Origin of the sequence: Caulobacter soli (genome assembly GCF_011045195.1) — a bacterium.
GTDB classification, from domain to species: Bacteria; Pseudomonadota; Alphaproteobacteria; order Caulobacterales; family Caulobacteraceae; genus Caulobacter; species Caulobacter soli.
In genome coordinates this window covers 3503313-3525623 of sequence record NZ_CP049199.1, presented here as the reverse complement: position 1 = coordinate 3525623, position 22311 = coordinate 3503313, and the positions used below count along the sequence as shown (strand labels likewise).

At 67.6% G+C, this 22311-nt stretch carries 29 protein-coding genes and 1 pseudogene; 13 read left to right on the top strand and 17 right to left on the bottom strand.

Going from position 1 to position 22311, the window contains the following annotated elements:
• Positions 1-192 precede the first annotated feature (192 nt).
• The 3 genes from G3M62_RS16530 to G3M62_RS16520 all read left to right on the top strand — a co-directional run bounded on the left by G3M62_RS16530 (position 193) and on the right by G3M62_RS16520 (position 1879).
• Entirely contained in the window at positions 193-492 is a 300-nt protein-coding gene (locus G3M62_RS16530; RefSeq protein ID WP_165188868.1) for a TFIIB-type zinc ribbon-containing protein, read from the top strand.
• A 9-nt stretch (positions 493-501) separates the two neighbouring features.
• Complete coding sequence (gene htpX, locus G3M62_RS16525) at positions 502-1434, top strand: zinc metalloprotease HtpX (protein ID WP_165188866.1); 933 nt, start codon at positions 502-504, stop codon at positions 1432-1434.
• Between the two features lie 100 nt (positions 1435-1534).
• A complete protein-coding gene (locus tag G3M62_RS16520) occupies positions 1535-1879 on the top strand; it encodes a hypothetical protein (protein WP_165188864.1) in 345 nt (114 codons plus the stop codon).
• Here the strand turns inward: G3M62_RS16520 and G3M62_RS16515 are convergent.
• Positions 1876-3033: a serine hydrolase domain-containing protein gene (locus tag G3M62_RS16515; protein ID WP_246263302.1), complete on the bottom strand. Its 1158-nt coding sequence runs from the start codon at positions 3031-3033 to the stop codon at positions 1876-1878. The two genes, G3M62_RS16520 and G3M62_RS16515, sit on opposite strands and share 4 nt — an antisense overlap.
• 76 nt (positions 3034-3109) lie before the next feature.
• Here G3M62_RS16515 and G3M62_RS16510 point away from each other — a divergent pair, with 76 nt between their 5' ends.
• Positions 3110-3484, top strand: a complete 375-nt coding sequence (locus G3M62_RS16510; protein ID WP_165188862.1) for a hypothetical protein — start codon at positions 3110-3112, stop codon at positions 3482-3484.
• 1 nt (position 3485) lies between these two features.
• Here G3M62_RS16510 and G3M62_RS16505 read toward each other — a convergent pair whose 3' ends face one another.
• The 4 genes from G3M62_RS16505 to G3M62_RS16490 all read right to left on the bottom strand — a co-directional run bounded on the left by G3M62_RS16505 (position 3486) and on the right by G3M62_RS16490 (position 5448).
• Positions 3486-3905 (bottom strand): acyl-CoA thioesterase, encoded by a 420-nt coding sequence (locus G3M62_RS16505; protein ID WP_165188860.1) that lies wholly within the window; start codon positions 3903-3905, stop codon positions 3486-3488.
• Positions 3902-4243, bottom strand: coding sequence for a Grx4 family monothiol glutaredoxin (grxD, locus tag G3M62_RS16500; protein ID WP_165188858.1), 342 nt, complete (start codon positions 4241-4243; stop codon positions 3902-3904). The genes G3M62_RS16505 and grxD overlap by 4 nt, the downstream gene beginning before the upstream one ends.
• A 67-nt stretch (positions 4244-4310) precedes the next feature.
• Positions 4311-5207: an aldo-keto reductase family protein gene (locus tag G3M62_RS16495; protein WP_165188856.1), complete on the bottom strand. Its 897-nt coding sequence runs from the start codon at positions 5205-5207 to the stop codon at positions 4311-4313.
• A 4-nt stretch (positions 5208-5211) separates the two neighbouring features.
• Positions 5212-5448, bottom strand: a complete 237-nt coding sequence (locus tag G3M62_RS16490; protein ID WP_165188854.1) for a BolA/IbaG family iron-sulfur metabolism protein — start codon at positions 5446-5448, stop codon at positions 5212-5214.
• 190 nt (positions 5449-5638) lie between these two features.
• On the opposite strand from G3M62_RS16490, the gene G3M62_RS16485 reads away from it, so the two are divergent.
• The 3 genes and pseudogenes from G3M62_RS16485 to G3M62_RS16480 all read left to right on the top strand — a co-directional run bounded on the left by G3M62_RS16485 (position 5639) and on the right by G3M62_RS16480 (position 7377).
• Positions 5639-6565, top strand: coding sequence for a M20/M25/M40 family metallo-hydrolase (locus G3M62_RS16485; protein WP_165188852.1), 927 nt, complete (start codon positions 5639-5641; stop codon positions 6563-6565).
• A gap of 7 nt (positions 6566-6572) precedes the next feature.
• Positions 6573-6635, top strand: a pseudogene (locus tag G3M62_RS26570) (hypothetical protein); the annotation flags it as partial.
• 178 nt (positions 6636-6813) lie between these two features.
• Complete coding sequence (locus G3M62_RS16480) at positions 6814-7377, top strand: fasciclin domain-containing protein (protein ID WP_246263301.1); 564 nt, start codon at positions 6814-6816, stop codon at positions 7375-7377.
• Between the two features lie 79 nt (positions 7378-7456).
• Here G3M62_RS16480 and G3M62_RS16475 read toward each other — a convergent pair whose 3' ends face one another.
• Both G3M62_RS16475 and G3M62_RS16470 read right to left on the bottom strand, forming a co-directional pair.
• Positions 7457-7654, bottom strand: coding sequence for a hypothetical protein (locus G3M62_RS16475; protein WP_165188850.1), 198 nt, complete (start codon positions 7652-7654; stop codon positions 7457-7459).
• 122 nt (positions 7655-7776) lie between these two features.
• The gene (locus G3M62_RS16470) at positions 7777-8586 is read right to left on the bottom strand and encodes an SDR family NAD(P)-dependent oxidoreductase (protein WP_165188848.1); all 810 of its coding nucleotides are present in this window, start codon (positions 8584-8586) and stop codon (positions 7777-7779) included.
• Positions 8587-8739: 153 nt separating this feature from the next.
• Between G3M62_RS16470 and G3M62_RS16465 the strand changes: the two genes are divergently transcribed.
• A complete protein-coding gene (locus tag G3M62_RS16465; protein WP_246263300.1) occupies positions 8740-9207 on the top strand; it encodes a winged helix-turn-helix transcriptional regulator in 468 nt (155 codons plus the stop codon).
• A 266-nt stretch (positions 9208-9473) separates the two neighbouring features.
• On the opposite strand, the gene G3M62_RS16460 is transcribed toward G3M62_RS16465, so the two are convergent.
• A complete protein-coding gene (locus G3M62_RS16460; RefSeq protein ID WP_165188844.1) occupies positions 9474-10349 on the bottom strand; it encodes an oxidoreductase in 876 nt (291 codons plus the stop codon).
• 144 nt (positions 10350-10493) lie between these two features.
• Here G3M62_RS16460 and G3M62_RS16455 point away from each other — a divergent pair, with 144 nt between their 5' ends.
• A complete protein-coding gene (locus tag G3M62_RS16455; protein WP_205691872.1) occupies positions 10494-11378 on the top strand; it encodes an AraC family transcriptional regulator in 885 nt (294 codons plus the stop codon).
• On the opposite strand, the gene G3M62_RS16450 is transcribed toward G3M62_RS16455, so the two are convergent.
• Together G3M62_RS16450 and purL are read right to left on the bottom strand one after the other, a co-directional pair.
• Positions 11375-11731, bottom strand: coding sequence for a hypothetical protein (locus G3M62_RS16450; protein ID WP_165188840.1), 357 nt, complete (start codon positions 11729-11731; stop codon positions 11375-11377). The two genes, G3M62_RS16455 and G3M62_RS16450, sit on opposite strands and share 4 nt — an antisense overlap.
• Before the next feature lie 10 nt (positions 11732-11741).
• Positions 11742-13955 carry a phosphoribosylformylglycinamidine synthase subunit PurL gene (gene purL / locus G3M62_RS16445; protein WP_165188838.1) on the bottom strand — a complete coding sequence of 738 codons (2214 nt, stop codon included), beginning with the start codon at positions 13953-13955 and terminating at the stop codon, positions 11742-11744.
• Between the two features lie 67 nt (positions 13956-14022).
• Here purL and G3M62_RS16440 point away from each other — a divergent pair, with 67 nt between their 5' ends.
• The 4 genes from G3M62_RS16440 to G3M62_RS16425 all read left to right on the top strand — a co-directional run bounded on the left by G3M62_RS16440 (position 14023) and on the right by G3M62_RS16425 (position 15523).
• The gene (locus G3M62_RS16440) at positions 14023-14289 is read left to right on the top strand and encodes a type II toxin-antitoxin system VapB family antitoxin (RefSeq protein WP_165188836.1); all 267 of its coding nucleotides are present in this window, start codon (positions 14023-14025) and stop codon (positions 14287-14289) included.
• Positions 14286-14681: a type II toxin-antitoxin system VapC family toxin gene (locus G3M62_RS16435; protein WP_165188833.1), complete on the top strand. Its 396-nt coding sequence runs from the start codon at positions 14286-14288 to the stop codon at positions 14679-14681. Before G3M62_RS16440 ends, G3M62_RS16435 begins: the two co-directional genes overlap by 4 nt.
• The gene (locus G3M62_RS16430) at positions 14678-15274 is read left to right on the top strand and encodes a peptidylprolyl isomerase (RefSeq protein ID WP_165188831.1); all 597 of its coding nucleotides are present in this window, start codon (positions 14678-14680) and stop codon (positions 15272-15274) included. Before G3M62_RS16435 ends, G3M62_RS16430 begins: the two co-directional genes overlap by 4 nt.
• Before the next feature lie 84 nt (positions 15275-15358).
• Complete coding sequence (locus G3M62_RS16425) at positions 15359-15523, top strand: hypothetical protein (protein WP_165188829.1); 165 nt, start codon at positions 15359-15361, stop codon at positions 15521-15523.
• A 57-nt stretch (positions 15524-15580) separates the two neighbouring features.
• Here G3M62_RS16425 and G3M62_RS16420 read toward each other — a convergent pair whose 3' ends face one another.
• The 7 genes from G3M62_RS16420 to purC all read right to left on the bottom strand — a co-directional run bounded on the left by G3M62_RS16420 (position 15581) and on the right by purC (position 22122).
• Positions 15581-17509: a CocE/NonD family hydrolase gene (locus G3M62_RS16420; protein ID WP_165188827.1), complete on the bottom strand. Its 1929-nt coding sequence runs from the start codon at positions 17507-17509 to the stop codon at positions 15581-15583.
• 99 nt (positions 17510-17608) lie between these two features.
• Positions 17609-18313, bottom strand: a complete 705-nt coding sequence (locus G3M62_RS16415; protein WP_165188825.1) for a phospholipase D-like domain-containing protein — start codon at positions 18311-18313, stop codon at positions 17609-17611.
• 19 nt (positions 18314-18332) lie between these two features.
• Positions 18333-18995 carry a phosphoribosylformylglycinamidine synthase subunit PurQ gene (gene purQ / locus G3M62_RS16410; protein WP_165188823.1) on the bottom strand — a complete coding sequence of 221 codons (663 nt, stop codon included), beginning with the start codon at positions 18993-18995 and terminating at the stop codon, positions 18333-18335.
• A gap of 50 nt (positions 18996-19045) precedes the next feature.
• Entirely contained in the window at positions 19046-20380 is a 1335-nt protein-coding gene (locus G3M62_RS16405; protein ID WP_165188820.1) for an aminotransferase class V-fold PLP-dependent enzyme, read from the bottom strand.
• A gap of 103 nt (positions 20381-20483) precedes the next feature.
• The gene (locus G3M62_RS16400; RefSeq protein ID WP_165188818.1) at positions 20484-20969 is read right to left on the bottom strand and encodes a DUF3291 domain-containing protein; all 486 of its coding nucleotides are present in this window, start codon (positions 20967-20969) and stop codon (positions 20484-20486) included.
• Positions 20970-21115: 146 nt separating this feature from the next.
• Positions 21116-21355 carry a phosphoribosylformylglycinamidine synthase subunit PurS gene (gene purS / locus G3M62_RS16395; RefSeq protein ID WP_165188816.1) on the bottom strand — a complete coding sequence of 80 codons (240 nt, stop codon included), beginning with the start codon at positions 21353-21355 and terminating at the stop codon, positions 21116-21118.
• Between the two features lie 8 nt (positions 21356-21363).
• Positions 21364-22122, bottom strand: coding sequence for a phosphoribosylaminoimidazolesuccinocarboxamide synthase (purC, locus tag G3M62_RS16390; RefSeq protein WP_165188814.1), 759 nt, complete (start codon positions 22120-22122; stop codon positions 21364-21366).
• Between the last annotated feature and the right edge of the window lie 189 nt (positions 22123-22311).

The window sequence follows — 22311 nt, the reverse complement described above, 5'->3', positions numbered from 1 at the left end:
TTGGGCCCTTGAACCGGTTTCGAGGACGCCTAGATTTCAAGAGCGGGCCGGGCCCCTCTGGCGAGTGATGCAAGCACTCGTGATGTCGGACCGCATCGGGTGTTCTCGATGTCTGGGTCCGGTTGTCCCCCTCCCTCCACCGCCGGATCCAGCTTCGGGAGCACCCGTCCATCAACAGGACAGGGTCCCGTAATGCCGCTTCTGATGTGCCCCAACTGCGACGCCTCCATGCAGGCCGTCCAGCGCGCCAGCGTCGAATTTGATATGTGTCCCCAATGCCGGGGCGTGTGGCTGGACCGCGGCGAGCTGGAAAAGCTGATGGCCATGGAGCGGGGCGAACCCCAGGCGGCGACGCCGCGTCTCCCCGACTACGAGCGGCCGCGCGAGCGTTCCGATCGCCATGACTATCGTCACGACGATGATCGCCGTCACCACGGCCAGGGCCACTACGGCAAGAAGAAGCGTTTCGACCTGTTCGACATCTTCGACTGATCAAGAGCCATGAACCACTTCAAGACCTTCGCCCTCCTGGCCGGCCTGACGGCGCTGTTCGTCGGGGCCGGCTACCTGATCGGCGGCCCGACCGGCATGCTGATCGCCCTGGTGTTCGCCGTGGGCCTGAACCTGTTCTCGTACTGGAACGCCGACAAGATCGTGCTGCGGACCTATGGCGCGGTCGAGGTCGACGCCAGCCACCCCGAACCGCTGGTCCGCGCCTATGTCGCCGACATCGAGGACCTGGCCCGCCGCGCCGGCCTGCCGCGTCCGCGCATCACGGTGATCGACAGCGACCAGCCCAACGCCTTCGCCACCGGCCGCGACCCGGCCCACGCGGCCGTCGCCGCCAGCACGGGCCTTCTGGGCCTGCTTGACCGTGACGAAATCCGCGGCGTCATGGCCCACGAGCTGGCCCACGTGAAGAACCGCGACACCCTGACCATGACGGTGACGGCGACCATCGCCGGCGCCATCTCGGCCCTGGCCAATTTCGCGTTCTTCTTCGGCGGCTCGCGCGACGACGACGAGCGGCCGGGCGGCCTGATCGGAACCATCGTCCTGGCCATCCTGGCGCCGATCGCCGCCATGCTGGTGCAGATGGCGATCAGCCGTTCGCGCGAATACGAGGCCGATCGCGTCGGGGCCGAGATCGCCGGCGACGGGCGAGCGCTGGCTCGGGCGCTCGAGAAAACCGAGGCCTATGCCCGCGGCGGGGCGGTGAACCACGAAGCCGAGCGCAATCCCGCCACGGCGCACCTGTTCATCATCAACCCGCTGTCGGGGAAGGGCGCGGACAGCCTGTTCTCGACCCACCCGGCCACCCACAACCGGGTCGAGGCCCTGCTGCGGCTGGGCGTCAGCCAGGCCACGCGGGCGCGGGTCGGCACGGCCGTGCCAACGGCGGGTCCCAGCCGTCAGCCTGGGCCCTGGAGCTGACCGCCGCGACAATCTGTCACTCCGGCCTCGGTTTCCACCGGCCTTAACCATGCGACAAGGCGCCAGGCGCTATCCAGTGGAAACGCTTGGGGGAAAAGCCATGACCACGACGCTCGAAATTCAGAAGACCACCAGCATCGTCGGCCTGCTGGAGGCTCTGTCGTCCGAGATGTCGATCGCCGCGGTGTCGTGCGGTCACCTGGACAGCGCCCTGGGCCAGATCCTCGAGGAAGTGCCGATGGAGGCGCGCCTGAAGGTGATGCAGGAGCTGCACATGGTCGACATGCTGGCCCAGCACATCACCGCCATCACCGACTTCACCGCCGGCCTGGCCTCGTCCCTGGCGGCCGAAGGCCAGCCCGACGTCGACGGCGCCCTGTCGCGCATCACCCTGGGCGACGTCGCCGCCCGTTTGCGCGACACCCTGGACGCCAAGGCGGCCTAAGGCGCCTTGACCGGCGGGACGGGGTTGTACTCCCACGTCCACGGCATCCCGATATCGCCCAGCGCCGCCTTGACCAGCGGCGGGAAGATCCGCGCGCCGACGCCGCTGTTGCTCAGCAGGACGATGCACCGCTGGCCGCGCTCGACGCAGATCAGCTGATTGTCGGTGATGTCGTTATGGCCGCCCTTGTAGAAGGCGTGGCCCTGCGGGCCATCGAACACCACCACGCCCAGGCCCGCCGCAAGTCCGATCCTGGCGTTGTCGGGATTGTCGACGATCAGGAACGGCGGGAACTGGGTCTTGCTGACGATCGGGAAGCTGGCCTTCGTTCGCTCGGCCCGCGCCTTGGCTGACAGGCCCTGGCCCGAGACCATGGCGGCGGCCAACTGGGCCAGGTCGTGGATCGAGGTGTCCAGCGAGCCGGCCGCCTTAACGCTGCCGCGCGCGTCATGTCCCTCGAACGACCCGTCGGCCTTATAGCCGTCCGCCAGATTGCCGGTGAAGTCGTCGCGCCAGATCATGCTGCTGCGCGTCATCCCCAGCGGCGCGAAGATCCGCCGCTGCATCTCGTCGCCGACCTTCAGGTCCAGGCCCTGCTCGATCACGAACTGCAGCAGGTTGATGCCCTCGCCGGAATAGGCGTAGCGGGTCCCGGGCTCGAGATTGAAACGCAGCTTGTTATCCGGGTCGTAGAACCGCTGGTCGGCCAGGCCCGAGGTATGGGTCAGCAGACGGCGCGCCGTGATCGTCTCCCAGCGGGGATCGCCGGCCAGGTCGGCGTAGCGCGGATAGTCGGGCAGGGGCTTGGGCAGGTAGGCCTTGATCGGCGTGTCCAGGTCCAGCTTGCCGTCGTCGACCAGCATAAGCACGTACTGGGCGAAGGCCGCCTTGCTGATCGAGGCGGCGTACATGACCGTGTCGGTCGTCAGGGGCAGCTTCCTGTCGAGGTTGCGCCAGCCCTGGGCGCTGACGTGGACCACCTTGCCGTGCTCGATCACCGCATAGGCCAGGCCGGGGATCTTGCCCGCCGCCATCAGCCGGGCGGTCTCGGCGTCGAGCGCCTTGTAGTCGGCGGCGAGGGCGGGAGAGGCGGTCAGCGTCACGAGCGCGCCGAGAAGCGCGGAGGCGGACGTCAGAACGAATTTGCGGAGCACTCGGAGTCTCGTCGGTTGCGCGCGGCTGAGCCGTGGGCAAACTAGGGCTCAGTTTCCCTTTCTTGCCAAGGCGCTCATGACCTTCGACCGACGCCGACTGCTGGCCGCCGGGCTGTTCCTGGCCCTGGGCGGCTGCGCGGGGCGTGGAGGCGTGACGCTGGTGGCGCGGCCTGGGCAAGACGCGACCGAGCTGGAGGCCTTGAGCGCCGTCGAGGCCGACGCCTCGGGGCTGACCCTGAGGGTGGCCTCCACCGGCTGCACGAAGCGGGACGACTTCACCTTCTATGTCGATCGGTCGGGGCCTCAGCCGGCGGTCGCTTTCGCGCGCAAGCGGCTGGACCTGTGTCGACGGGCGCCGACGACGACGACGCTGCGTTTCAGCTATCAGGAGCTGGGCGTGTCGGGGCAGGGGCGTTTGGCGGTGCTCAATCCCGTGAACAGGCCGCGATAGTTCACCCCTTGGGCGTGAACCGCTCGACCATCCAGGGCAGCACGCGGGCCGGGCGCTTGGCGGCGATGTCGATCAGCACCCAGTCGGTGCGGCACTGGGCGCACATCTCGCCGTCGGGGCCGTCGATGCGGATATAGCGCTCGAAGCGCGGGCCCTTCAGTTCGCCTACCCAGGTGTAGCCCGTGGCGATCTCATGCGGCAGCAGTTCGCGGCGGTAGTCGATCTCGTGGCGGCGGGCGACCCAGCTCCAGGGCGCCCGCTCCTCGGGCGTGGCCCAGGCGTCCCAATGGGCGATGGCCAGGTCCTGGGCCCAGGCCAGATAGACCACGTTGTTGACGTGGCCGTTGGCGTCGATCTCCGACGCCTTCGGTTCGAAGGTCAGGGAATAGGCGTCGCCGGGTGGGACGAAGACCCGGCTCAAGCTTCGATGAGGCCTTGCTCGGCCAGCATGGTCTTCAGCTCGCCCGACTGGAACATCTCGCGGACGATGTCGCTGCCGCCGACGAACTCGCCCTTGACGTACAGCTGGGGAATGGTCGGCCAGTCGGTGAAGGTCTTCACGCCCTGGCGCAGCTCGTCGTCCTGCAGCACGTCGACGCCGACGAAGGCCACGCCCAGGTGGTCGAGGATCTGGACGGTGATCGACGAGAAGCCGCAGCGGGGCTGATCCGGCACGCCCTTCATGAACAGGACCACGGGATTTTCGGCCACGGTCTTGGCGATGAAGTCGAGGGCGGGGGTGGAGGCGACGTCGGTCATGGAAGAAATCCTTGGGCGTAGGCTCTCAGCTAGGCGCCGCGCCCCTCCGGGTCAAGCCTTGGGGGGCTCAGGCGCGACGCTTTGCCTTCGCCGCCTCCTGGGCCGAGAACCGCGCCATCTCGATCTGGGCGGCGCAACCGGTGGGCAGATCGCGCTCGACGATCGCCGCCAGGGCCTCGATCTCGGCGGGCGTGCTGGCCGTGACCTGGACGGTGGCCAGGGACGGTTCGGTCAGGGCGTAGGCCAGGCAGATCTGCTGGGCGGTCCAGCCCGGGGTGTTGCGCAGGAAGTCGTAACCGCCGACATCGGCCAGCGGATCGGTCTTGCGACGCCACAGCGACGGCTTGGGCAGGAAGGCGTGCTTGCCGTCGTCCCGCAGCACGTCCGGCCAGTAGTCCTGGGCCATGACGGCCATCTCGCGGCTCATGGCGGCGCGCACGCGATTGCGCTCGATCCAGCCCGAGGCCAGGTTGAACGGGGTGGCCATGGCCTCGAACTGGCCGGAGGCGACATAGGCGTCGAAGTTGTCGCCCGCTCCGGCCACGCCCAGCAGCCGGATCAGTCGCGCGCCGCATAGGGCCTTCAGCTGTTCCAGGGTCTCGGCGGGAAAGGCGTTCTTATCCGGATCGTCCAGCGTGGCGAGGTCCAGATGACCCAGGCCCGTGCGGTCCAGGGCCTGGTCGATCATGTCGTGGACGGCCTGGGCTCGCAGCGCGCGGTCGCTGGAGCCGCGCAGCCGCCAGCCGATGAACAGCAGCCGCCGCTCGACGGTCGAGAACGCCTCCGTCGCGCCCTCGATCAGGGCTGGTGACACGCCGTCGAACTCGAAGCTGTTGATGCCGCTTTCCAGCGCCGCGAAGATCAGCTTGCGCCAGTCCGAGCTCCGCAGGCGAGGCTGGTCCTCGAGCCTCAGCGAAATCGCCGAGACCGCCACGCCCGCGCTTCCGAAGGGGCGATAGCGCATGGCCTTACTCCGTGGGGGCGGCGGTTTCGAGCGCCAGGGCGTGCAAGGTCCCGCCCAGCACGTCGGCCAGCGCCCGGTTGACCATCTGGTGCTGCTTGACCCGATTCAGGCCGCGGAAGGCCGGCGAGACGATCCGCGCCTTGTAGTGATCGCCGTCGCCGGCCAGGTCCGTCAGCACGATCTCGGCGTCGGGAAAGGCGTCATGCAGGCGGGCTTCGAGGTCAGGATAGGACATGGGCACGGCGGTTGACTCCGAATCTCACCGTCTGGGTATGCCTCGTAAACCTTAAGAACGGGCATACGGAAAATGCCCGTTGCAGCGGAAACGTTGCGTTCCCGGGCCGTTGGGGCCTGGGTGTGAGGACTGACCACGAGGTCATTGCGAAATCGGGGCGACGCACGCCATGAAGGTCAGATCAACGAGGTCCCGTATGCGTCTTCTCCTGGTTTCCGCCCTCGCGCTGGTGTTCGCGGCCCCCGTCCACGCCGCGTCGAAGCCCGGCGTCCACGCCCTGTACGACATCCGCATCCTGTCGGCGGACGACATGGAAGGCCGGGGCGTCGGCACGCCGGGCGGGGCCAAGGCGCGGGCCTATATCCTCAAGCGCTTCGGTCAGATCGGGTTGAAGCCGCAAGGCAAAGCGTTCGAACGGCCTTTCACCTTCAAGCCCAAGCTCGCCTTCAGGGAGGTCACCGGCGTGAACCTGGTGGCGCGGATCGAGGGGACGTCCAGCTCCGACAAGGTTCTGGTGGTCTCGGCCCACTACGACCACCTGGGGGTCCGCAAGGGACAGGTCTATAACGGGGCCGACGACAACGCCTCGGGCGTGGCGGGCCTGCTGGCTGTGGCCGAGGCGTTCAAGGCCAGGCCGCCGCGCCACACCGTGCTGATCGTGGCGTTCGACGGCGAGGAGAGCGGGCTGAAGGGCGCCAAGGCCTTCGTCGCCGATCCGCCCGTGCCGCTGGCCAAGATCGGGCTGAACGTCAATTTCGACATGATCAGCAAGAACGCCAAGGGCGAGCTCTATGTCAGCGGCGCGGGTCCGCAGCCGTGGCTCAAGCCGGTCTTGGAAGGCGTGGCCAGGACCGCGCCGGTCAAGTTGAAGCTGGGCCACGACACCGACGCCGACGGCAAGGAGAACAACTGGACCCAGCAGTCCGATCAGGGGCCGTTCACCGTGGCGGGCGTTCCCTGGGTCTATTTCGGCGTCGAGGACCACGCCGAATACCACCAGCCTACCGACGACTTCGCCACCGTGCCGCAGGCGTTCTTCCAGCATGCCGTGACGACCGTGGTCTCCGCGACCCGGGCGCTGGACGACGACCTGGACGGGATCGACAAGGCGGCGGGGCGGTAGGCTTTCGCGCTGGGACGCCCCCTCCGTCACGCTGCGTATTCGCAGCGCGCCACCTCCCCCGCTTTGCGGGTGAGGATGTGGTGCCTCTCTCCTCCGTGAAACGGGGGAGGTGGCGGGCGAAGCCCGACGGAGGGGGCGTCCTGACGTGGCGACGAAATTCTGCGTCTATCCGCGACGCTCGCCCGTAGCTCCATCAGCCTCGATCAGGGGCGAGGAAACACCCGGAGCCATCCCCAATGAAGACGTTCATGCTGCTCGCCGTCGCCGGCGCGCTGACCCTTTCGGCCGCCCCGAGCTTCGCTCAAATGGGGGCCAAGCCCATGATGCATGAGAAGACCGTGATGGTCGGCGGCGCGGCCATGTATCCGTCCAAGACCATCGTCCAGAACGCGATGAACTCGAAGGATCACACCACCCTGGTCGCCGCCGTGAAGGTCGCCGGCCTGGTCGACACTCTGTCGGGCCCGGGTCCGTTCACGGTGTTCGCCCCCACCAACGCCGCCTTCGACAAGCTGCCCGCCGGCACGGTCGACACCCTGGTCAAGCCCGAGAACAAGGCCACGCTGACCAAGATCCTGACCTATCACGTGGTGGCCGGCCGGATGACCGCCGCCGACCTCAAGGCCAACGCCATGGCCCACGGCGGCAAGGCGGTGCTGACGACGGTCCAGGGCGAAAAGCTGACGGTCAGCAAGGCCGGCATGGGCTGGAAGGTCACCGACGCCAAGGGCGGCTCGGCGATGATCACCATCGCCGACGTCCTGCAGTCCAACGGCGTGATCCACGTGGTGGACACGGTGCTGATGCCGTAGCGGGCAGCGTGTAGGGGGTGATCACTTGCCCCCTACGGACCGCTTCGCGGTCGTCTTCCCCCAGAGGGGGAAGAGGAACTTACCCCGCGCTTTCCTCTTCCGCCTCGTCATCCGCCTCCAGGCCGAACACCTCGTCGATGACCTCGACGATCTCTTCCAGGTCGTCGAGCGTGACCCGTAGCTTCAGGGTCTGTTCGTCGTCGCCGGTGACGGTGAGGAAGATCCCTTCGGCGGTCTCTTCCAGAATGAACTCGTCCAGGTTCGGAATGGCGGCCATGTCGGTCTCCTCGGTTGGCGGACAAGCGACCGGGAACGGCGTTCGTTCCCGGTCGCTGTCGTCTTCACGCGATAGATAGTGTCGCGATGCGCCAATGTCGTGACGGCCAGCGGAGCAATCGCCTAGGCCGGTTCGCCCACCTTATAGCGAGCGGCCGAGCGGCTGCGCGACAGGTTCGGCAGCAGCTTGGCGCGGGCCGCGTCATAGGCCGCGAATTCACCGGCGTCGGGTAGGGACGGGATGGTGACCAGCTCGCCCTGGAAGAAGCCGGCCAGGGCCGAGTCCACCAGGTCGTCGACCTCCATCAGCATGTTCGGGTCCAGCGACTCCGCGCCGCCGCTGCCCGAGCGGTCCCAGATTTCGGTGCGGGTGGCGCCCGGCAGTACGGCCTGGAGGTGGATGTTGGGGCTCAGCTGCAGGCGCAGGGTCTGGGTGAAGTAGGTCACATAGGCCTTGGTCGCGCCGTAGACGGCCATCTGCAGCTCGGGGGCCAGGCCCACCACCGACGAGATGTTGACGATCGCGCCGCGGTCGCGGGCGGCGAAGGCCTTGGCGGCGGCGTGGGCCAGGCGGGTCACCGAGACGATGTTCAGCTGGATCATGCTCTCGATCCGCTCCAGGTCCTGGTCGACGAAGGCGCCCGACAGGGCGACGCCGGCGTTGTTGATCAGGATGTCGATCGAGGCGTCGTCGGCCAGGCGGGCCTCGACCTTGGCCAGGTCGGCCTTGTTGGTCAGGTCGGCGGTGATGACGTCGACCTTGACGCCGGTTTCGCCGCGCAGCTTGGCGGCCAGGGCGCCCAGGCGGCCGGTGTCGCGGGCCACCAGGATCAGGTCATGGCCGCGACGGGCCAGGCGGTCGGCATAGGTGGCGCCGATGCCGGTGGAGGCGCCGGTGATCAGGGCCGTGCCGGGAATGTTGAACTTGCTCATGGTCTTGTCGTCCTTGCTGGCGGGCCCCTTGGTCCGTCGTGAGGCTGAAATGGGATACGACTTTCAAAATGCAAGTGACTAACTTTCGATTTGCTAGCGATCGCCTATATTGAGGCCATGACCCGACGCGCCTTCGATCCTGGACAATGCCCCGTGGGCCGCACGCTGGAACGAGTGGGCGACACCTGGAGCCTGATGATCCTGCGCGACGCCCTGCAGGGCTTGTCGAAATTCGATCAATTCGAGAAGAGCCTGGGCGTGGCGCCCAACATCCTGACCCAGAGGCTGGCGGCCCTGGTCGAGGCCGGGTTTCTGGAGCGGCGGCCCTATCAGGAACGCCCGTTGCGCCACGAATACGTGGTGACGGACCTGGCGCGGGACTTCGCCCCGGTGATGACGGCGCTGATGGCCTTCGGCAATCGTCACTACGCGGTAGAGGGCGTGGCCAGCCATATGGTCGACGCGGTCACCGGTCTGCCGGCCGAGCCTGTCCTGGTCGACCGCCGCAGCGGCAAGCCGATGGACAGTCCCGACTTCGTCTACACCGCTGGGCCGGCCGCGGGGCCGTTCGTTCTGGACCGCGTGGCCCAGGTCGCGCGAGGGCGGGCGGCGCGACCCTAACGGGCGCCGATCCACGATTGCGGTGGCGGCTTTTCAGCCTTCGGGTGTAGGTTTCCGGCTTGGCCGCGCCTTGTCCTGGGGAGGTTCGAGGCGAGCAAAGAGCCGAAGACCCGCCCTGGGAGGGAGCGATGATCTTGACCCTGCTTTGGAAGTGGCTGCGCGACCTGTGGCGCGACGCCCATCCGGCGCCCGCCCTGGAGGCCCCCAAGCCGACGCTTGAAGGCGACGGGCCCCAGCCCGCGGAGTGACCGGGGCCCGTTCTGGTATCAGCGCCAGGCGCCGGCCGTTGCTTCCGACGGCGCGGGGAGGTCGTCGCCGTCGGTGGTGACCGACAGATCGCTCCAGGCGTCCAGTTCGGCCCGCAAGCTGTCGATCTTGCCGCCGATCATGGCCAAGGCGTCCGATCCGGCGGCGAAGCGCAGCGGCGGGGCGGCGCGGTCGGCCAGGTCGATCAGCACGCGGCCCAGCTTGGCCGGATCGCCGGCCTGGGCGTGGTTGCGAGCGTCCCAGAAGGCCTTCATCTGGGTCGAGATCTCGGCGTAGTCGTCGATCTGGCGCGAGCCGTAGCGGACCGAGGTTTCGTCGAGGAAGTCGGTACGGAAGAAGCCGGGCTCGACGATGGTCACGTGGACCCCGAACGGGGCGACTTCGCGGGCGATCGATTCCGAGAAACCCTCGACTGCGAACTTGGTGGCGCAATACAGCGACCCGCCTTCGCCGCCCACCAGACCGCCGACCGACGAGATGTTGAAGATCCGGCCGGACCGCTGGCCGCGCATGGTCGGCAGGACCGCGCGGGTGACGTTGTAGAGGCCGAAGACATTGGTGTCGTACTGGGCCCGGGCCTCGGCGTCGGTGGTCTCCTCGAACAGACCCAGGTTGCCGTAGCCGGCGTTGTTGACCAGTACGTCGATGCGGCCGAAGCGGGCCAGGGCGGCGTCGACGGCGGTCACGGCGTCGGCCTCGCGGGTGACGTCCAGGGACAGGGACAGCACGCTGTCGCTGTCGGGGCCGAACGTGGCCTCCAGGGCCTCGCGACGACGGCCGGTGACCACGACGCGGTCGCCGGCGGCCAGGGCCGCCTTGGCAATTTCGGCGCCCAGGCCGCGGGCCGCGCCGGTGATGAACCAGATCTTGCTCATGGGAAATCTCCTTGTCCGTGGCGCTATTGAGCGCCCGATCGGCGGCGTCCTGGTAGGGCGATGCTCGCGTCCTCTTGCACGATCCGATCAAGCATGGCGCCGTGCGCTTGCCGATCCGGCCCTATCGCGCGCATGAAAAAGGCCATGGACCAGCTGACTGAAATCCGCGCCCTGATCGATCGTCATGGCCGCGAGGGCGCCTTGGAGACCGCTGTCTCGGGCCTGACCCTGTTCGTGGCCAGCCGGACGACCGAGGTCATGCCGATTGTTTACCAGCCCCTGCTGTGCCTGATCGTCGCCGGGGCCAAGAACACCGCCTTGGGCGACCGGTTCTTCCGCTACGACCCGGGCCAGTTCCTGACCGTGTCGGTCGAGCTGCCGGTCAGCGGCCAAGTCGTCGAGGCGCCGTATCTGGCCCTGGCCATCGCCCTGGATCCGGCCAAGATCGCCGCCCTGATCCTGGAAACGCCGGCCCTGGCGACGCTGGGTTCGTCGACCGGCCTGGCCGTCAACGCGGCGGGGCCGGACCTGCTGGACGCGATCCTGCGGTTGGTGCGCCTGCTCGACCGGCCCGGCGACATCCCGGTGCTGGCGCCGATGCTGGAGCGCGAGGTGCTGTGGCGGCTGCTGCAAGGGCCCGCCGGCCCGATGGTCCGGCAGATCGGCCTGGCCGAGAGCCGTCTGTCGCAGATCAATCGCGCGATTCAGTGGCTGCAGGCCAATTTCACCGCGCCCATGCAGGTGGAGGATCTGGCGCGGCTGGCGGGCATGAGCCCGGCCTCGTTCCACCGCCACTTCAAGGCCGTCACGGCCATGAGCCCGCTGCAATATCAGAAGCAGTTGCGCCTGCAGGCGGCGCGAACCCTGTTGCTGAGCCAGCCCGGCGACGTGGCCGGCGCGGGCTTCAGCGTCGGCTACGACAGCGCCAGCCAGTTCAGTCGCGAATATGCCCGCCTGTTCGGCGCGCCGCCCGGCCGCGACGCCGCCCGACTAAGGGCGACGCCGCAGTCGGCGTTCGCGGTGGCCTAGTCGACGCAGATCGTGCCCGTCGACTTGCCGCCGACGATCTTGGCGTAGCAACCGAACTGGACGTTGGTCTTCTGGCACTGGCCGGCCGTCGCGCCTTGGGATTCGGCGTTGCCATCGGCGATGCAGGCGCCCTGGCAGTCGGCCTTGTCCGAGCAGGTCTTGCCGGCGTCGGCATAGGGCACGACGCAGGTCGGGCGCTGCAGGCGGCCGACGGGCTGCATCGCGCCGCCGCGCGCCGCGCACGAGGCGTCGGCGCTTTGGGCGGCCGGGGCGGGGGCCTGGGCGGCCGGCGCGCAGGCGCCCAGCAGCGACAGGGCCAGGCTGGCGGTCGCCAGAATCGAGGTCATACGCATGCTGAGGTCCTTAAGCGGTCGCGCCCATGAAGCCCGGCAACCAGGCCTCGTGGGCCGCGTGCAGGGTTTCCAGTGGGATGCAGAAAAGGTCGGTCGAGGCGAAAGCGTTCCCGCCGGCCACGCCGGCCAGGTTGGCGTGGACGCCGGCTTCCTTGGCGGCGGCCAGCACCGCGTCCGGATCGGGGGTGGCGACCAGGTAGCGGGCCTGGTCCTCGCCGAACAGGTAAGGATGGGCGTGGGCGGCGCTGGTGGCGTTCAGGGTGACGCCGATCTTGCTGGCCAGGGCGATATCGGCCGCGGCGATCAGCAGGCCGCCGTCCGAGAGGTCGTGCAGGCCGGCGACCAGACCGGTGGGGATCAGGCCGCGCACGAAGTCGCCGTGCTTGCGTTCCAGGGCCAGGTCGACCGGCGGCGGGGCGCCGTCCTCGCGGCCCAGGATCTCGCGCAGATAGATCGAGGCGCCCAGCTCGCCGTGGGTCTCGCCGATGATCACCAGGGTGTCGCCCTCGGCCACGTTGCCGAAGCCCATGCGCAGGTCGTAGTCGTCCAGCAGGCCCACCGCGCCGACCGTGGGGGTCGGCGGAATGGCGACGCCGTTGGTCTCGTTGTAGAGACTGACATTGCCGCTCACGACCGGGAAGTCCAGCGCCCGGCAGGCCTCGGCCATGCCGTCGGTGGCGCGGACGATCTGGCCCATGGTCTCGGGCTTTTCGGGGCTGCCGAAGTTGAGGTTGTCGGTGATGGCGATCGGCAGCGAACCGGCGGCCGTCAGGTTGCGCCAGGCCTCGGCCACGGCCTGCTTGCCGCCCTCGTAGGGGTCGTTCTGGACGTAACGCGGGGTGACGTCGCTGGTCACGGCGATGGCCTTGCCCTTGCCGTGGATGCGCACGATGCCGGCGTCGCAGCCGGTGGCGCTGTCTTCCAGGGTGTCGGCCATCACGTGGCGGTCGTACTGCTCCCACAGCCAGCGCTTGGAGGCCATGTCGGGGCTGCCGACCACCTTGAGCACGGCGGCGTCCCAGTCGGTAGGGGCGGGGATCTTGGCCGGGTCGAGGCGCGGGTGCAGGGTCGGCTGGACCCAGGGGCGGTCATACAGCGGCGCGTCGTCGAACAACGGAGCCAGCGGCACGTCGCAGACGGTCTCGCCGTGGTGCTTTAGCACCAGGCGGCCGGTGTCGGTGGTGTAGCCGATGACGGCGGCGTCCAGGCCCCACTTCTCGAAGATGGCGTGGCCTTCCTGCTCGCGGCCGGGCTTCAGCACCGCCAGCATGCGCTCCTGGCTTTCCGAGAGCATCATCTCGTAGGCGCTCATGCCCTCTTCGCGCTGGGGCACCATGTCCATGTTCAGCTCGATGCCGACCCCGCCCTTGCCGGCCATCTCGACCGACGAGGAGGTCAGGCCCGCCGCGCCCATGTCCTGGATGGCGGCGACGGCGCCGGTGGCCATCAGCTCCAGCGTGGCCTCGATCAGCAGCTTTTCGGCGAAGGGGTCGCCGACCTGCACCGTCGGGCGCTTCTCTTCCGAATCCTCGGAGAACTCCGCCGACGACATGGTCGCGCCGTGGATGCCGTCGCGACCGGTCTTGGAGCCGAAATAGACCACGGCCAGGCCCGCGCCGGGGGCGGCCGAGTAGAAGATCTTGTCGGCGTCGGCCAGGCCCACGCACATGGCGTTGACCAGGATGTTGCCGTTGTAGCCCTTGTGGAAATTGGTCTCGCCGGCGACCGTGGGCACGCCCACGCAGTTGCCGTAGCCGGCGATGCCGGCCACCACGCCGTCGACCAGGCGCTTGGTCTTGGGGTGGTCGGGTTCGCCGAAGCGCAGGGCGTTCAGCAGGGCGATCGGCCGCGCGCCCATCGTGAAGACGTCGCGCATGATGCCGCCCACGCCCGTCGCCGCGCCCTGGTAGGGCTCGATGTAGGACGGGTGGTTGTGGCTCTCCATCTTGAAGATGATGGCGTCGCCGTCGTCGATGTCGATCACGCCGGCGTTCTCGCCGGGGCCGCAGATCACGCGCGGGCCGGTGATCGGGAACTTCTTCAGCTGGTTCTTGGACGACTTGTACGAGCAGTGCTCGGACCACATCACCGAGAACACGCCCAGCTCGACCAGGTTGGGCTCGCGACCCAGGCGGTCGAGGACGACGGCGTACTCCTCCGGCTTGAGGCCAAATTCGGCGGCCGTGTCGGCCATGGACTTCGCGGGGGAGGTCGAGGTGCTCATGGGCGGGCCTTCTAGCGTGGCCCGGGGGATTCCGCTATATTCTAGAAACGTCAAAGGTGGTTCTAGAATGGGCATCAGCATCAAGCGCGCCGAGACGGAAGCCCTGGCCCGTCAAGTCGCGGACATCACGGGGGAAAGTTTGACCGAAGCGATTCATCAGGCCTTGGTCGAGAAGGTGGCGAGGCTTTCAGAACCTTTCGCCCTGACCGACGCCGAGGAGGCGGCCAAGCAGGCGTTCTTCGCCGAACTCGACGCGCGTCCCGTTCTTGACCCCCGTGATTGGCGCGAGATCGAGGCCGAGCTCTACGACGAGCACGGTCAGCCCATCGGATGATCATCGACACCTCCGCCTTGCTGGCCATCGCTCTGCGTGAACCGGAAAGCGATGCGTTCTACGTCCTGCTGCTGCGCGCCAAGCGTCGGCTGATGTCGGCGGCGTCCTATGTCGAAGCGGCAGAGGTCTATATGCGCAGGATGGCCCCCACGACGGGTATCGCGCTGCTGAACCGTGACCTGGCTCGGTTGAGAATCGAGATCGTCGCGGTGACCGCTGAACAGGCCTATGCCGCCGCCGAGGCGCGGCGGGTCTACGGCAAGAGCCGTCACGGCGCCGAGCTGAACTATGGCGACAGTTTCGTCTACGCCCTGGCCAAGTCGCTGGACGAACCGTTGCTGTTCAAGGGAAATGACTTCATCCACACCGATGTGAAGCGAGCCGCGCCATGATTTCCCGCCGCCACCTGATCGCGCTCGCCGCCGTCCTGCCGCTGACCGCCGCTGGCGCCGCGCCCGTCCGGGTGCGGATGGTCACCGATCTGGGGCCGATCGTCATCGAGCTCTATCCCGACAAGGCGCCGATCACCGTGGCCAACTTCCTGGCCTATGCCGACCAGCATCTGCTGGACGGCGGCAGTTTCTATCGGACGGTCTCGCCGAAGAACGACAACAACCCCGCCACGATCAGCGTCATCCAGGGCGGGCTGAACCGCGACGACAGTCCCCTGCCGGCCATCGCTCACGAAACCACAAAGGCCACGGGCATTCTGCACACAGACGGCGTGATCTCGATGGCGCGCGATCAGCCGGGCACGGCGGGCTCGGAGTTCTTCATCTGCATCGGCGACAATCCGGCCCTGGATTTCGGCGGCGCTCGCAACAAGGACGGCCAGGGTTTCGCGGCGTTCGGCAGGGTGGTCGAGGGCATGGACGTGGTGCGAAAGATCCACGACGCGCCGACGGTCAGCAGCGCCGACGACCCTTACCTGAAGGGGCAAATCATTCAGAAACCGGTGAAGATTCAAAAGCTAAGCCGGAACTAAGGCAGCTTGGCGCTAGGAACGGGGTGACTCCCGAGCCGTTTCCTAACCGTGCGCAACCTGGCGCGCTGTACAAGGAGAACGCTCATGGGCGACCAAACCCGTAATCCCCAACAGCAGCAGAACGACCCGCAGCGACAGGCCCCTGGCCAGCAGCAGCAGCAGGGCGACAAGAGCCGCCAGCCGCAGAACGAACAAGGCCGCAACCCCGGCGGTGAGGCCAACCAGGGCGACCAGCGGCGCGACCGCTGACGACGACCCGCTCCGTGAATGAAGGAGGGCCGGAGGCGAAAGCCTCCGGCCCTTTTACTAGTTCGCCACTACCGGCAGCTCGATGAAGCTGGCCGTATCGCCCGCGTGATAGACCCGCTGCGTGGCCTTCACATAGTCCGCCGGCCTGGCGAAGAAGATGTTGGGCACGAAGGTCTGCGGGTTGCGGTCATAGAGCGGGAACCAGCTGGACTGCACCTGGACCATGATCCGGTGCCCCGGCTGGAAGGTGTAGTTCGCGGTCGGCAGGATGAACTGGTACTTCAGCGGCGTGTTCGACTTGATCGCCTTGGGATCGCTGAAGCTCTCGCGATAGCGGCCGCGGAAGATGTCCATGCCCACGGCCAGCTGGTAGCCGCCCAGTTCTGGCTGGCTGGGGACCTCGTCGGGGAAGACGTCGATCAGTTTCACCACCCAGTCGCTGTCCGTCCCGCTGGTCGAGGCGGTCAGGTTGACCTTGGGCACGCCGGCGATCTTCAGCGGCGCGGTCAGGGGCTCGGACACGTAGCTCAGCACGTCGGTTCGGTCGGCGACGCTGCGCTGGTCGGTGACTAGCCACGGCGTCCAGCGGCTGCGGTCGCCGAACTGCATCGGGCGGGGGATGTAGGGCACCGGCTTGGCCGGGTCGGAGACGTATTCGTCATAGGCCGCCGGACCCTTGGCCGCCACCGGGGCGCTGAACGCCAGGCCGCCGTTGGGCTCCAGGTACAGGGCCTTGGTCCCGCCTTGCGGCCAGGACTTGTAGCGATCCCAGTGGTTCTGACCGGGATCATAGATCAGCACCGGCGGGGTGTCGGCCTTGGGCGCGCCATCCTTCAGGTACTGGTTGAAGAACGGCAGCAGCACGTCGCGGCGGAACTGCAGGGCGGTGTCGCCGTCCCACTTGAAGACGCCCAGGTTGAAGGCGTCGTAATTGACCTGGCTATGCCGCCAGGGGCCCAGCACCAGGTAGTTCTTGTCGTTGGCCGCGTCCTTGGGCTCGACGGCGGCGTAGCTGTGCACCGCGCCCCACATGTCTTCCTGGTCCCACAGGCCCTGGATCCACATGGTCGGCACCGTCAGGGATTGCTTGGCCATGGTCTTGTCGAGGGCCTGCTCCTGCCAGAAGGCGTCGTAGGCCGGGTGTTCGCTGACCTTCTTCCAGAAAGGCAGGGCGTCAAGGCCATGGGCCTTGGCGAAGTCGCCGGCCGAACCGGCCTTCAGGAAGGTCTGGTAGTCGTCATAGCCGCCGCGCTGGACGCTGTCGCCCGCGCCGCGCTTGGTGGTCTGGCCGGTGAAGTAGTCGAAGTTTGGCTGGCGGAAGGCCCCGTGGTGGAACCAGTCGTCGCCCATCCAGCCATCGACCATCGGGCTCATCGGCGCGGCGACCTTCAGGGCCGGGTGCGGATTGACCAGGGCCATCACCACGGTGAAGCCCTCGTACGAGCTGCCCAGCATGCCGACCTTGCCGTTGGTCTCGGGCACGTTCTTGGTCAGCCACTCGATGGTGTCATAGGCGTCGGTCGAGTGATCGACCTCGGACGAGTTCAGCGGCCCCTTCAGCGGCCGGGTCATCACGTAGTCGCCTTCCGAGCCGTACTTGCCGCGGATGTCCTGGATGACGCGGATATAGCCGGCCTGGACGAACACGCCGTCGCCCTCGGCCAGGGTGGCCAGCATCGACGGGCTGTCGTTGCGCGCGGTGCGCTTGGCGGCGTTGTAGGGCGTGCGGGTCAGCAGGATCGGGGCGTTCTTGGCGCCCTTGGGCACCACGATCACGGTGTAGAGCTTGGTCCCGTCGCGCATGGGGATCATGACCACGCGCTTGTCGTAGTCGTAGCCGGCCTGCGGCGCGACGTACTTGCCGTCGATGTCCGGGGTCAGCGGCGCGGTCTGCCCAGCGGCTTGGGCGTGGACTGACGCGCCGGCGACGGCGGTCATGGCGACGGCGACGAGCAGGGCGCCGCGCAGGGTGGTGACGAGACTCATGGATGGCCCTCCAAAACGAGGCGGGCACCTTAGGGGCGGTTTTCGCGGAGTGCTACACTGTAACGTCACCTTACAGCGGCGACGTCCGGCGTCGCCTCGCTAGCGGGCGTAAACGCCTTGGAGGGAGGCTCCGACGCCGTCGCAGGCTTCGCTTTCCGAGACGATCAGGTAGCGGTCGACACGGCGAAACCGGGCCGAGCAGTCGGGCGGCGAGGGCTCACCTGGAAACTGAGCCTTGTAGTCGGCGTCCGCCTTGGGATCGAAGTCGGAATAGAGGGCGCTGAAGCCTTCCACCAGCAGGGCGCCCTCGAAGCCGCCCGAGGGCTTGGAGGCGCGGCTCATGTTGACCGTGAAGGCCTTGACATGCATGCCGCCGTGGGCGTCGCGGGTGATCGAGACGGTGCTGTCCTCGTCCCGCGACCAGTCGCCCAGCCAGTCGACCTTCGCGGTCGGGGCCGGCGCGACCTTGGCCAGGTCCGTGGCCCGCAGCCAGCCGACCGTCTGCCTGGTTCCGCCGTACCAGGCGCAGGCCCAGCCGTTCTCGATCTTGCCGACCAGCACCCGGTCCTTGCCGATCACGTAGCTCTTGGCTTGGCACACAGCCGATGCGGGGCAGCCGTCGCCGTCCCTGCGGAAATAGGCGCGGCCCGCGACCGTGACATCATAGGTCTCGGCCCCGCTCGTGAGCGCCTGTTCGATGAAGTCGCCATAGTCGCAATGGACGGGCTGAGCCTGCGCGTGGGCCGTGGCGGCCATCGACAGCGCGGCGAGGAAAGCGGTTCCAATGATCACGAGGCGACGCATCGGAACCCCCCGGTTCGTGTCAGGCGCTGGCGAAGATGCTGCGGAAGAGCAGGGCGCCGTCTTCGGAGCCCAGGTCCGGGTCGAACGAGCGGTCGGGGTGGGGCATCAGGCCCAGCACGTTGCCCTTGGCGTTCATGATGCCGGCGATGTCGCGGGCCGAACCGTTGGGATTGTCCTGATAGCGGAACACCACCTGGCCTTCGCCCTCGATGCGGTCCAGCGTCTCGGCGTCAGCGAAGAAGTTGCCCTCGCCGTTGCCGACGGTCATCACGGCCGAGCGCTGCTCGCCGAAGCTGGCGGTGAAGCGGGTCTGGCTGTTGACGACGTCCAGGGCCACCGGCTTGCAGATATACTTCAGCTTCTCGTTGCGCAGCAGGGCGCCGGGCAGCAGGCCCGCCTCGCACAGCACCTGGAAGCCGTTGCAGATGCCCACGACCGCGACGCCGTCGTCAGCCGCCTTGATCACTTCGCGCATCACCGGGCTCTGGGCGGCCATGGCGCCGCAGCGCAGGTAGTCGCCGTAGGAGAAGCCGCCGGGCAGGACGATCAGGTCCAGGTCGTCGGGCAGGGCCGTCTCCTGGTGCCAGACCATCTCGACGCGGGCTCCGGCGGAGCGCTCGATGGCGACCTTGCAGTCACGATCGCAATTGGAACCGGGGAAGACGACGACGGCGGCTTTCATGGCGCGGGCCTGTAGCACCGTTCGCGGAGGATGTCAGCGCCGCTTCGCCTTTAAACGCTCGCCAAGCCGCGAACTTCCGCCAGGGCCAGATCCACCTCGGCCGGCGAGTTCATGATCGAGGGCGTCAGGCGCACGTGCTGGATCGCATAGGGCGCGGCCGAGGCGATGATCCGGCGGCGGCGCAGGCGGGCCACGGCGGCGTCGGTCGACAGGCCCGAAACGTCGAACGAGACGATGCCGGCCGACAGGCGCGGATCGCGCGGCGTGACCAGCCGAACGTGCGGCATCAGTGAAAGCCCGGCCTTCAACTGATCGGCCAGTTCGGTCGTGCGAGCCGCGACCCTGGCCTTGCCGATCTGCTCGTGGAACTCGATCGCCGTGGGGATCGACCACAAGTGCTCGAAGGCCTTGAAGCCGCCGGGCGACATCAGCGGGCCGTCGGTATGCTCCAGCAGCGGCGCGTTGTTGATCCAGGCGGTCCAGGCGGCGCTGTCGACATAGCTGGGCACCGAGGGACGTAACCGCGCCCAGCCCTGGGCGTTGGCGGCGATGATCCCGGTGCCGCGCGGGCCGAACAGCCACTTGTGGCAGCCGGCCATGAAGATGTCGCAGCCCAGGCTGGCCAGGGTGGCGTCCTGATTGCCGAAGCCGTGCACGCCGTCGACGGCCAGGATGATCCGCTCGGGCTCCTGGCGCGTGGCGTTCACCTGGGCCAGGGCGCCCGAGATCGCGGGAAGCGGCAGCTTCAGGCCGGTGCTGGAATGCACCCAGGTCAGGGCGAAGACGCGTGTCCGAGGCGTTACGGCCGCCATCAGCCGGGCGACCATGCCGGCCTCCGACACCGTCTCGATGCTGTCGAACAGGTCGATGCGCCTGACCACCGAGCCGTTGCGCAGGGCGGCCCGGCGCAGGCTCTCGTGGGTGATGTAGTAGTCCTGGTTGGTGGTGACGATCTCGTCGCCATACGAGAGCTTCAGGCCGCCATAGACCAGGGCCGCGCCCAGGGTCGTGCTGTCGGTCAGGGCCACCTGGTCGCCGGTCAGACCCATGTAGCGGCCGGCGGCGGCGCGACTGTAGCCCTGCAGGCGGCGGTTGTTGTCCTCCAGATAGGTCACCGGCCGCCAGTCCAGCTCGCGACGGAACTGGTCGATCGCCTTGCGCACCGGCAGCGGGTGGGTGGCGATCAGCATGGCGCTCATATTGACCTCGTCCGGCGCGGTCTGGAACTGGGCCTTTACGGCGGTCCAGTCGGTCGGCGGGGGCGTGGCGGGCAAGGCGTCGGGTTTCGGATAGGCGGTCGGCGGCGTGGCTTGCTGCGCCAGGGTCTGGCCGGCGGCCATCGTCAGGCCGGAGCCTAGAAGGAAGTCCCTGCGGCCCACGCGCATCGTCTTGTCCCAGCCTAGCCTGCTGAAACAACGCCACGCGGGGACGAAGCGTTCAGAGGAGGCTGGATCGGGGACACGCGCATGCGCATTCCCCGCCGCGCGGCTAGGCGCACTCGTCCAGCACGGGCTCCACGGTCGCCTCGTCCGGGGCCGGAAAGGGGATCTTGAACGTGAAGGCCTCGGGCGTGGGACCGTTGGCCTCCAGCAAGGCGAGCTTTTCCTTGGCCTCTTCGACGGTCGGGCGATGGCCGGCGGGGACCCACCACAGCACCATGTAGAGGTCCATGTGCTCGAACCACTCGCGGCGACGGCGCATGAACTGGATGTGGCCGCTGCGATAGACGAAGGCCCCCAGCGACGGGATGTCGGTCCAGACCGACATGTTGATCGCGATCAGCGGATCCTCGAACGGCTGCAGGTCGCTGGCATTGTTGCCTTCGCCCTTCAAGCGCCAGACGAAGCCGGGCGAGGTCTCGGCGACGGCGTTGATCGGGTCGAGGTTGTCGAAGAAGTCCTTGATCATCGGGTGATCGACCGGCGCGCGCAGGCGACCGATATTGACCTGGGCCAGTTCGTACTTCGCGCTCATGACATCTCCCGTATCGTCGTTACGCGGAGATGGGGCGGCGACGCTTGCCGGAAAAGACGCGGCGCAAAGAAAAAGCGCCGCTCCCGGAGGAGGGCGCTTCGGAGCGGGACGGGGACATGCGCGTGCGCATGTCCCCAATCGTTATCTCAGGCGATCTCGACGCGGTAGCTTTCGATGACCGTGTTGGCCAGCAGCTTGTCGCACATGGCCTTGACCTCGCCTTCGGCCTTGGCCGCGTCGGTCTGGGTAAGGTCGAACTCGATGGTGCGGCCCACCCGCACGCCCGAGACGTCGGCCCAGCCCAGGCCGTGCAGGGCGGCTTCGACGGCCTTGCCCTGAACGTCCAGGACGCCGGGCTTGAGGAACACTTGAACCTTGGCTTTCATGGTCACGCTCAGTGCACTCCGCCTTGGATGACTGTGGGCATTTCCTTCATGATGCCGAGGCGGCGGGCCACCTCGGTGTAGCTTTCGATGACGTTGCCCAGGTCGCGGCGGAACCGGTCCTTGTCCATCTTCTCGTTGGTGGTCGAGTCCCACAGGCGGCAGCTGTCGGGGCTGATCTCGTCGGCCAGGATCACGCGGCTGAAGTCGCCTTCGTAGACGCGGCCGAACTCGATCTTGAAGTCCACCAGGGTGATGCCGACGGCGCTGAACAGGCCGCTCATGTAGTCGTTGACGCGCAGGGCGGTGGCCATCATGTCGTCGATCTCCTGGGTGGCGGCCCAGTTGAACGCGGTGATGTGCTCTTCGGAGACCATCGGGTCGCCCAGCTTGTCGTCCTTGTAGTAGAATTCGATGATCGAGCGCGGCAGGGGCGTGCCCTCGGTCAGGCCTAGGCGCGTGGCGATCGAGCCGGCGGCGATGTTGCGGACCACGACCTCAAGCGGGATGATCTCGACTTCCTTGATCAGCTGCTCGCGCAGGCTGAGCCGGCGGATGAAGTGGTTCTGCACGCCGATCGCGTTCAGACGAGTCATCATGTACTCGCTGATGCGGTTGTTGATCACGCCCTTGCCTTCGAGAACGGCCTTCTTCTGGGCGTTGAAGGCGGTGGCGTCGTCCTTGAAGTACTGGATCAGGGTGCCCGGCTCGGGACCCTCGTACAGGATCTTGGCCTTGCCTTCGTAGATCTTCTTGCGGCGGGTCGTCATGGCTCTCGTCGAGGCCCTTCTGGTTGCGGGCGCGCCCCTTGTCCCGAAAACCGGGCCGGAATTATCCGGAGAAACGAAAAGCGCGCGCGGCGGATAGCTGCGCGCGGCGTTCGACTCAAGGCCGCTCACGAAAAATGTCGTCTCGAAACTAGCCGAAGGCGGCCCCTGGCGCAAACAGCCCTAGTCGGA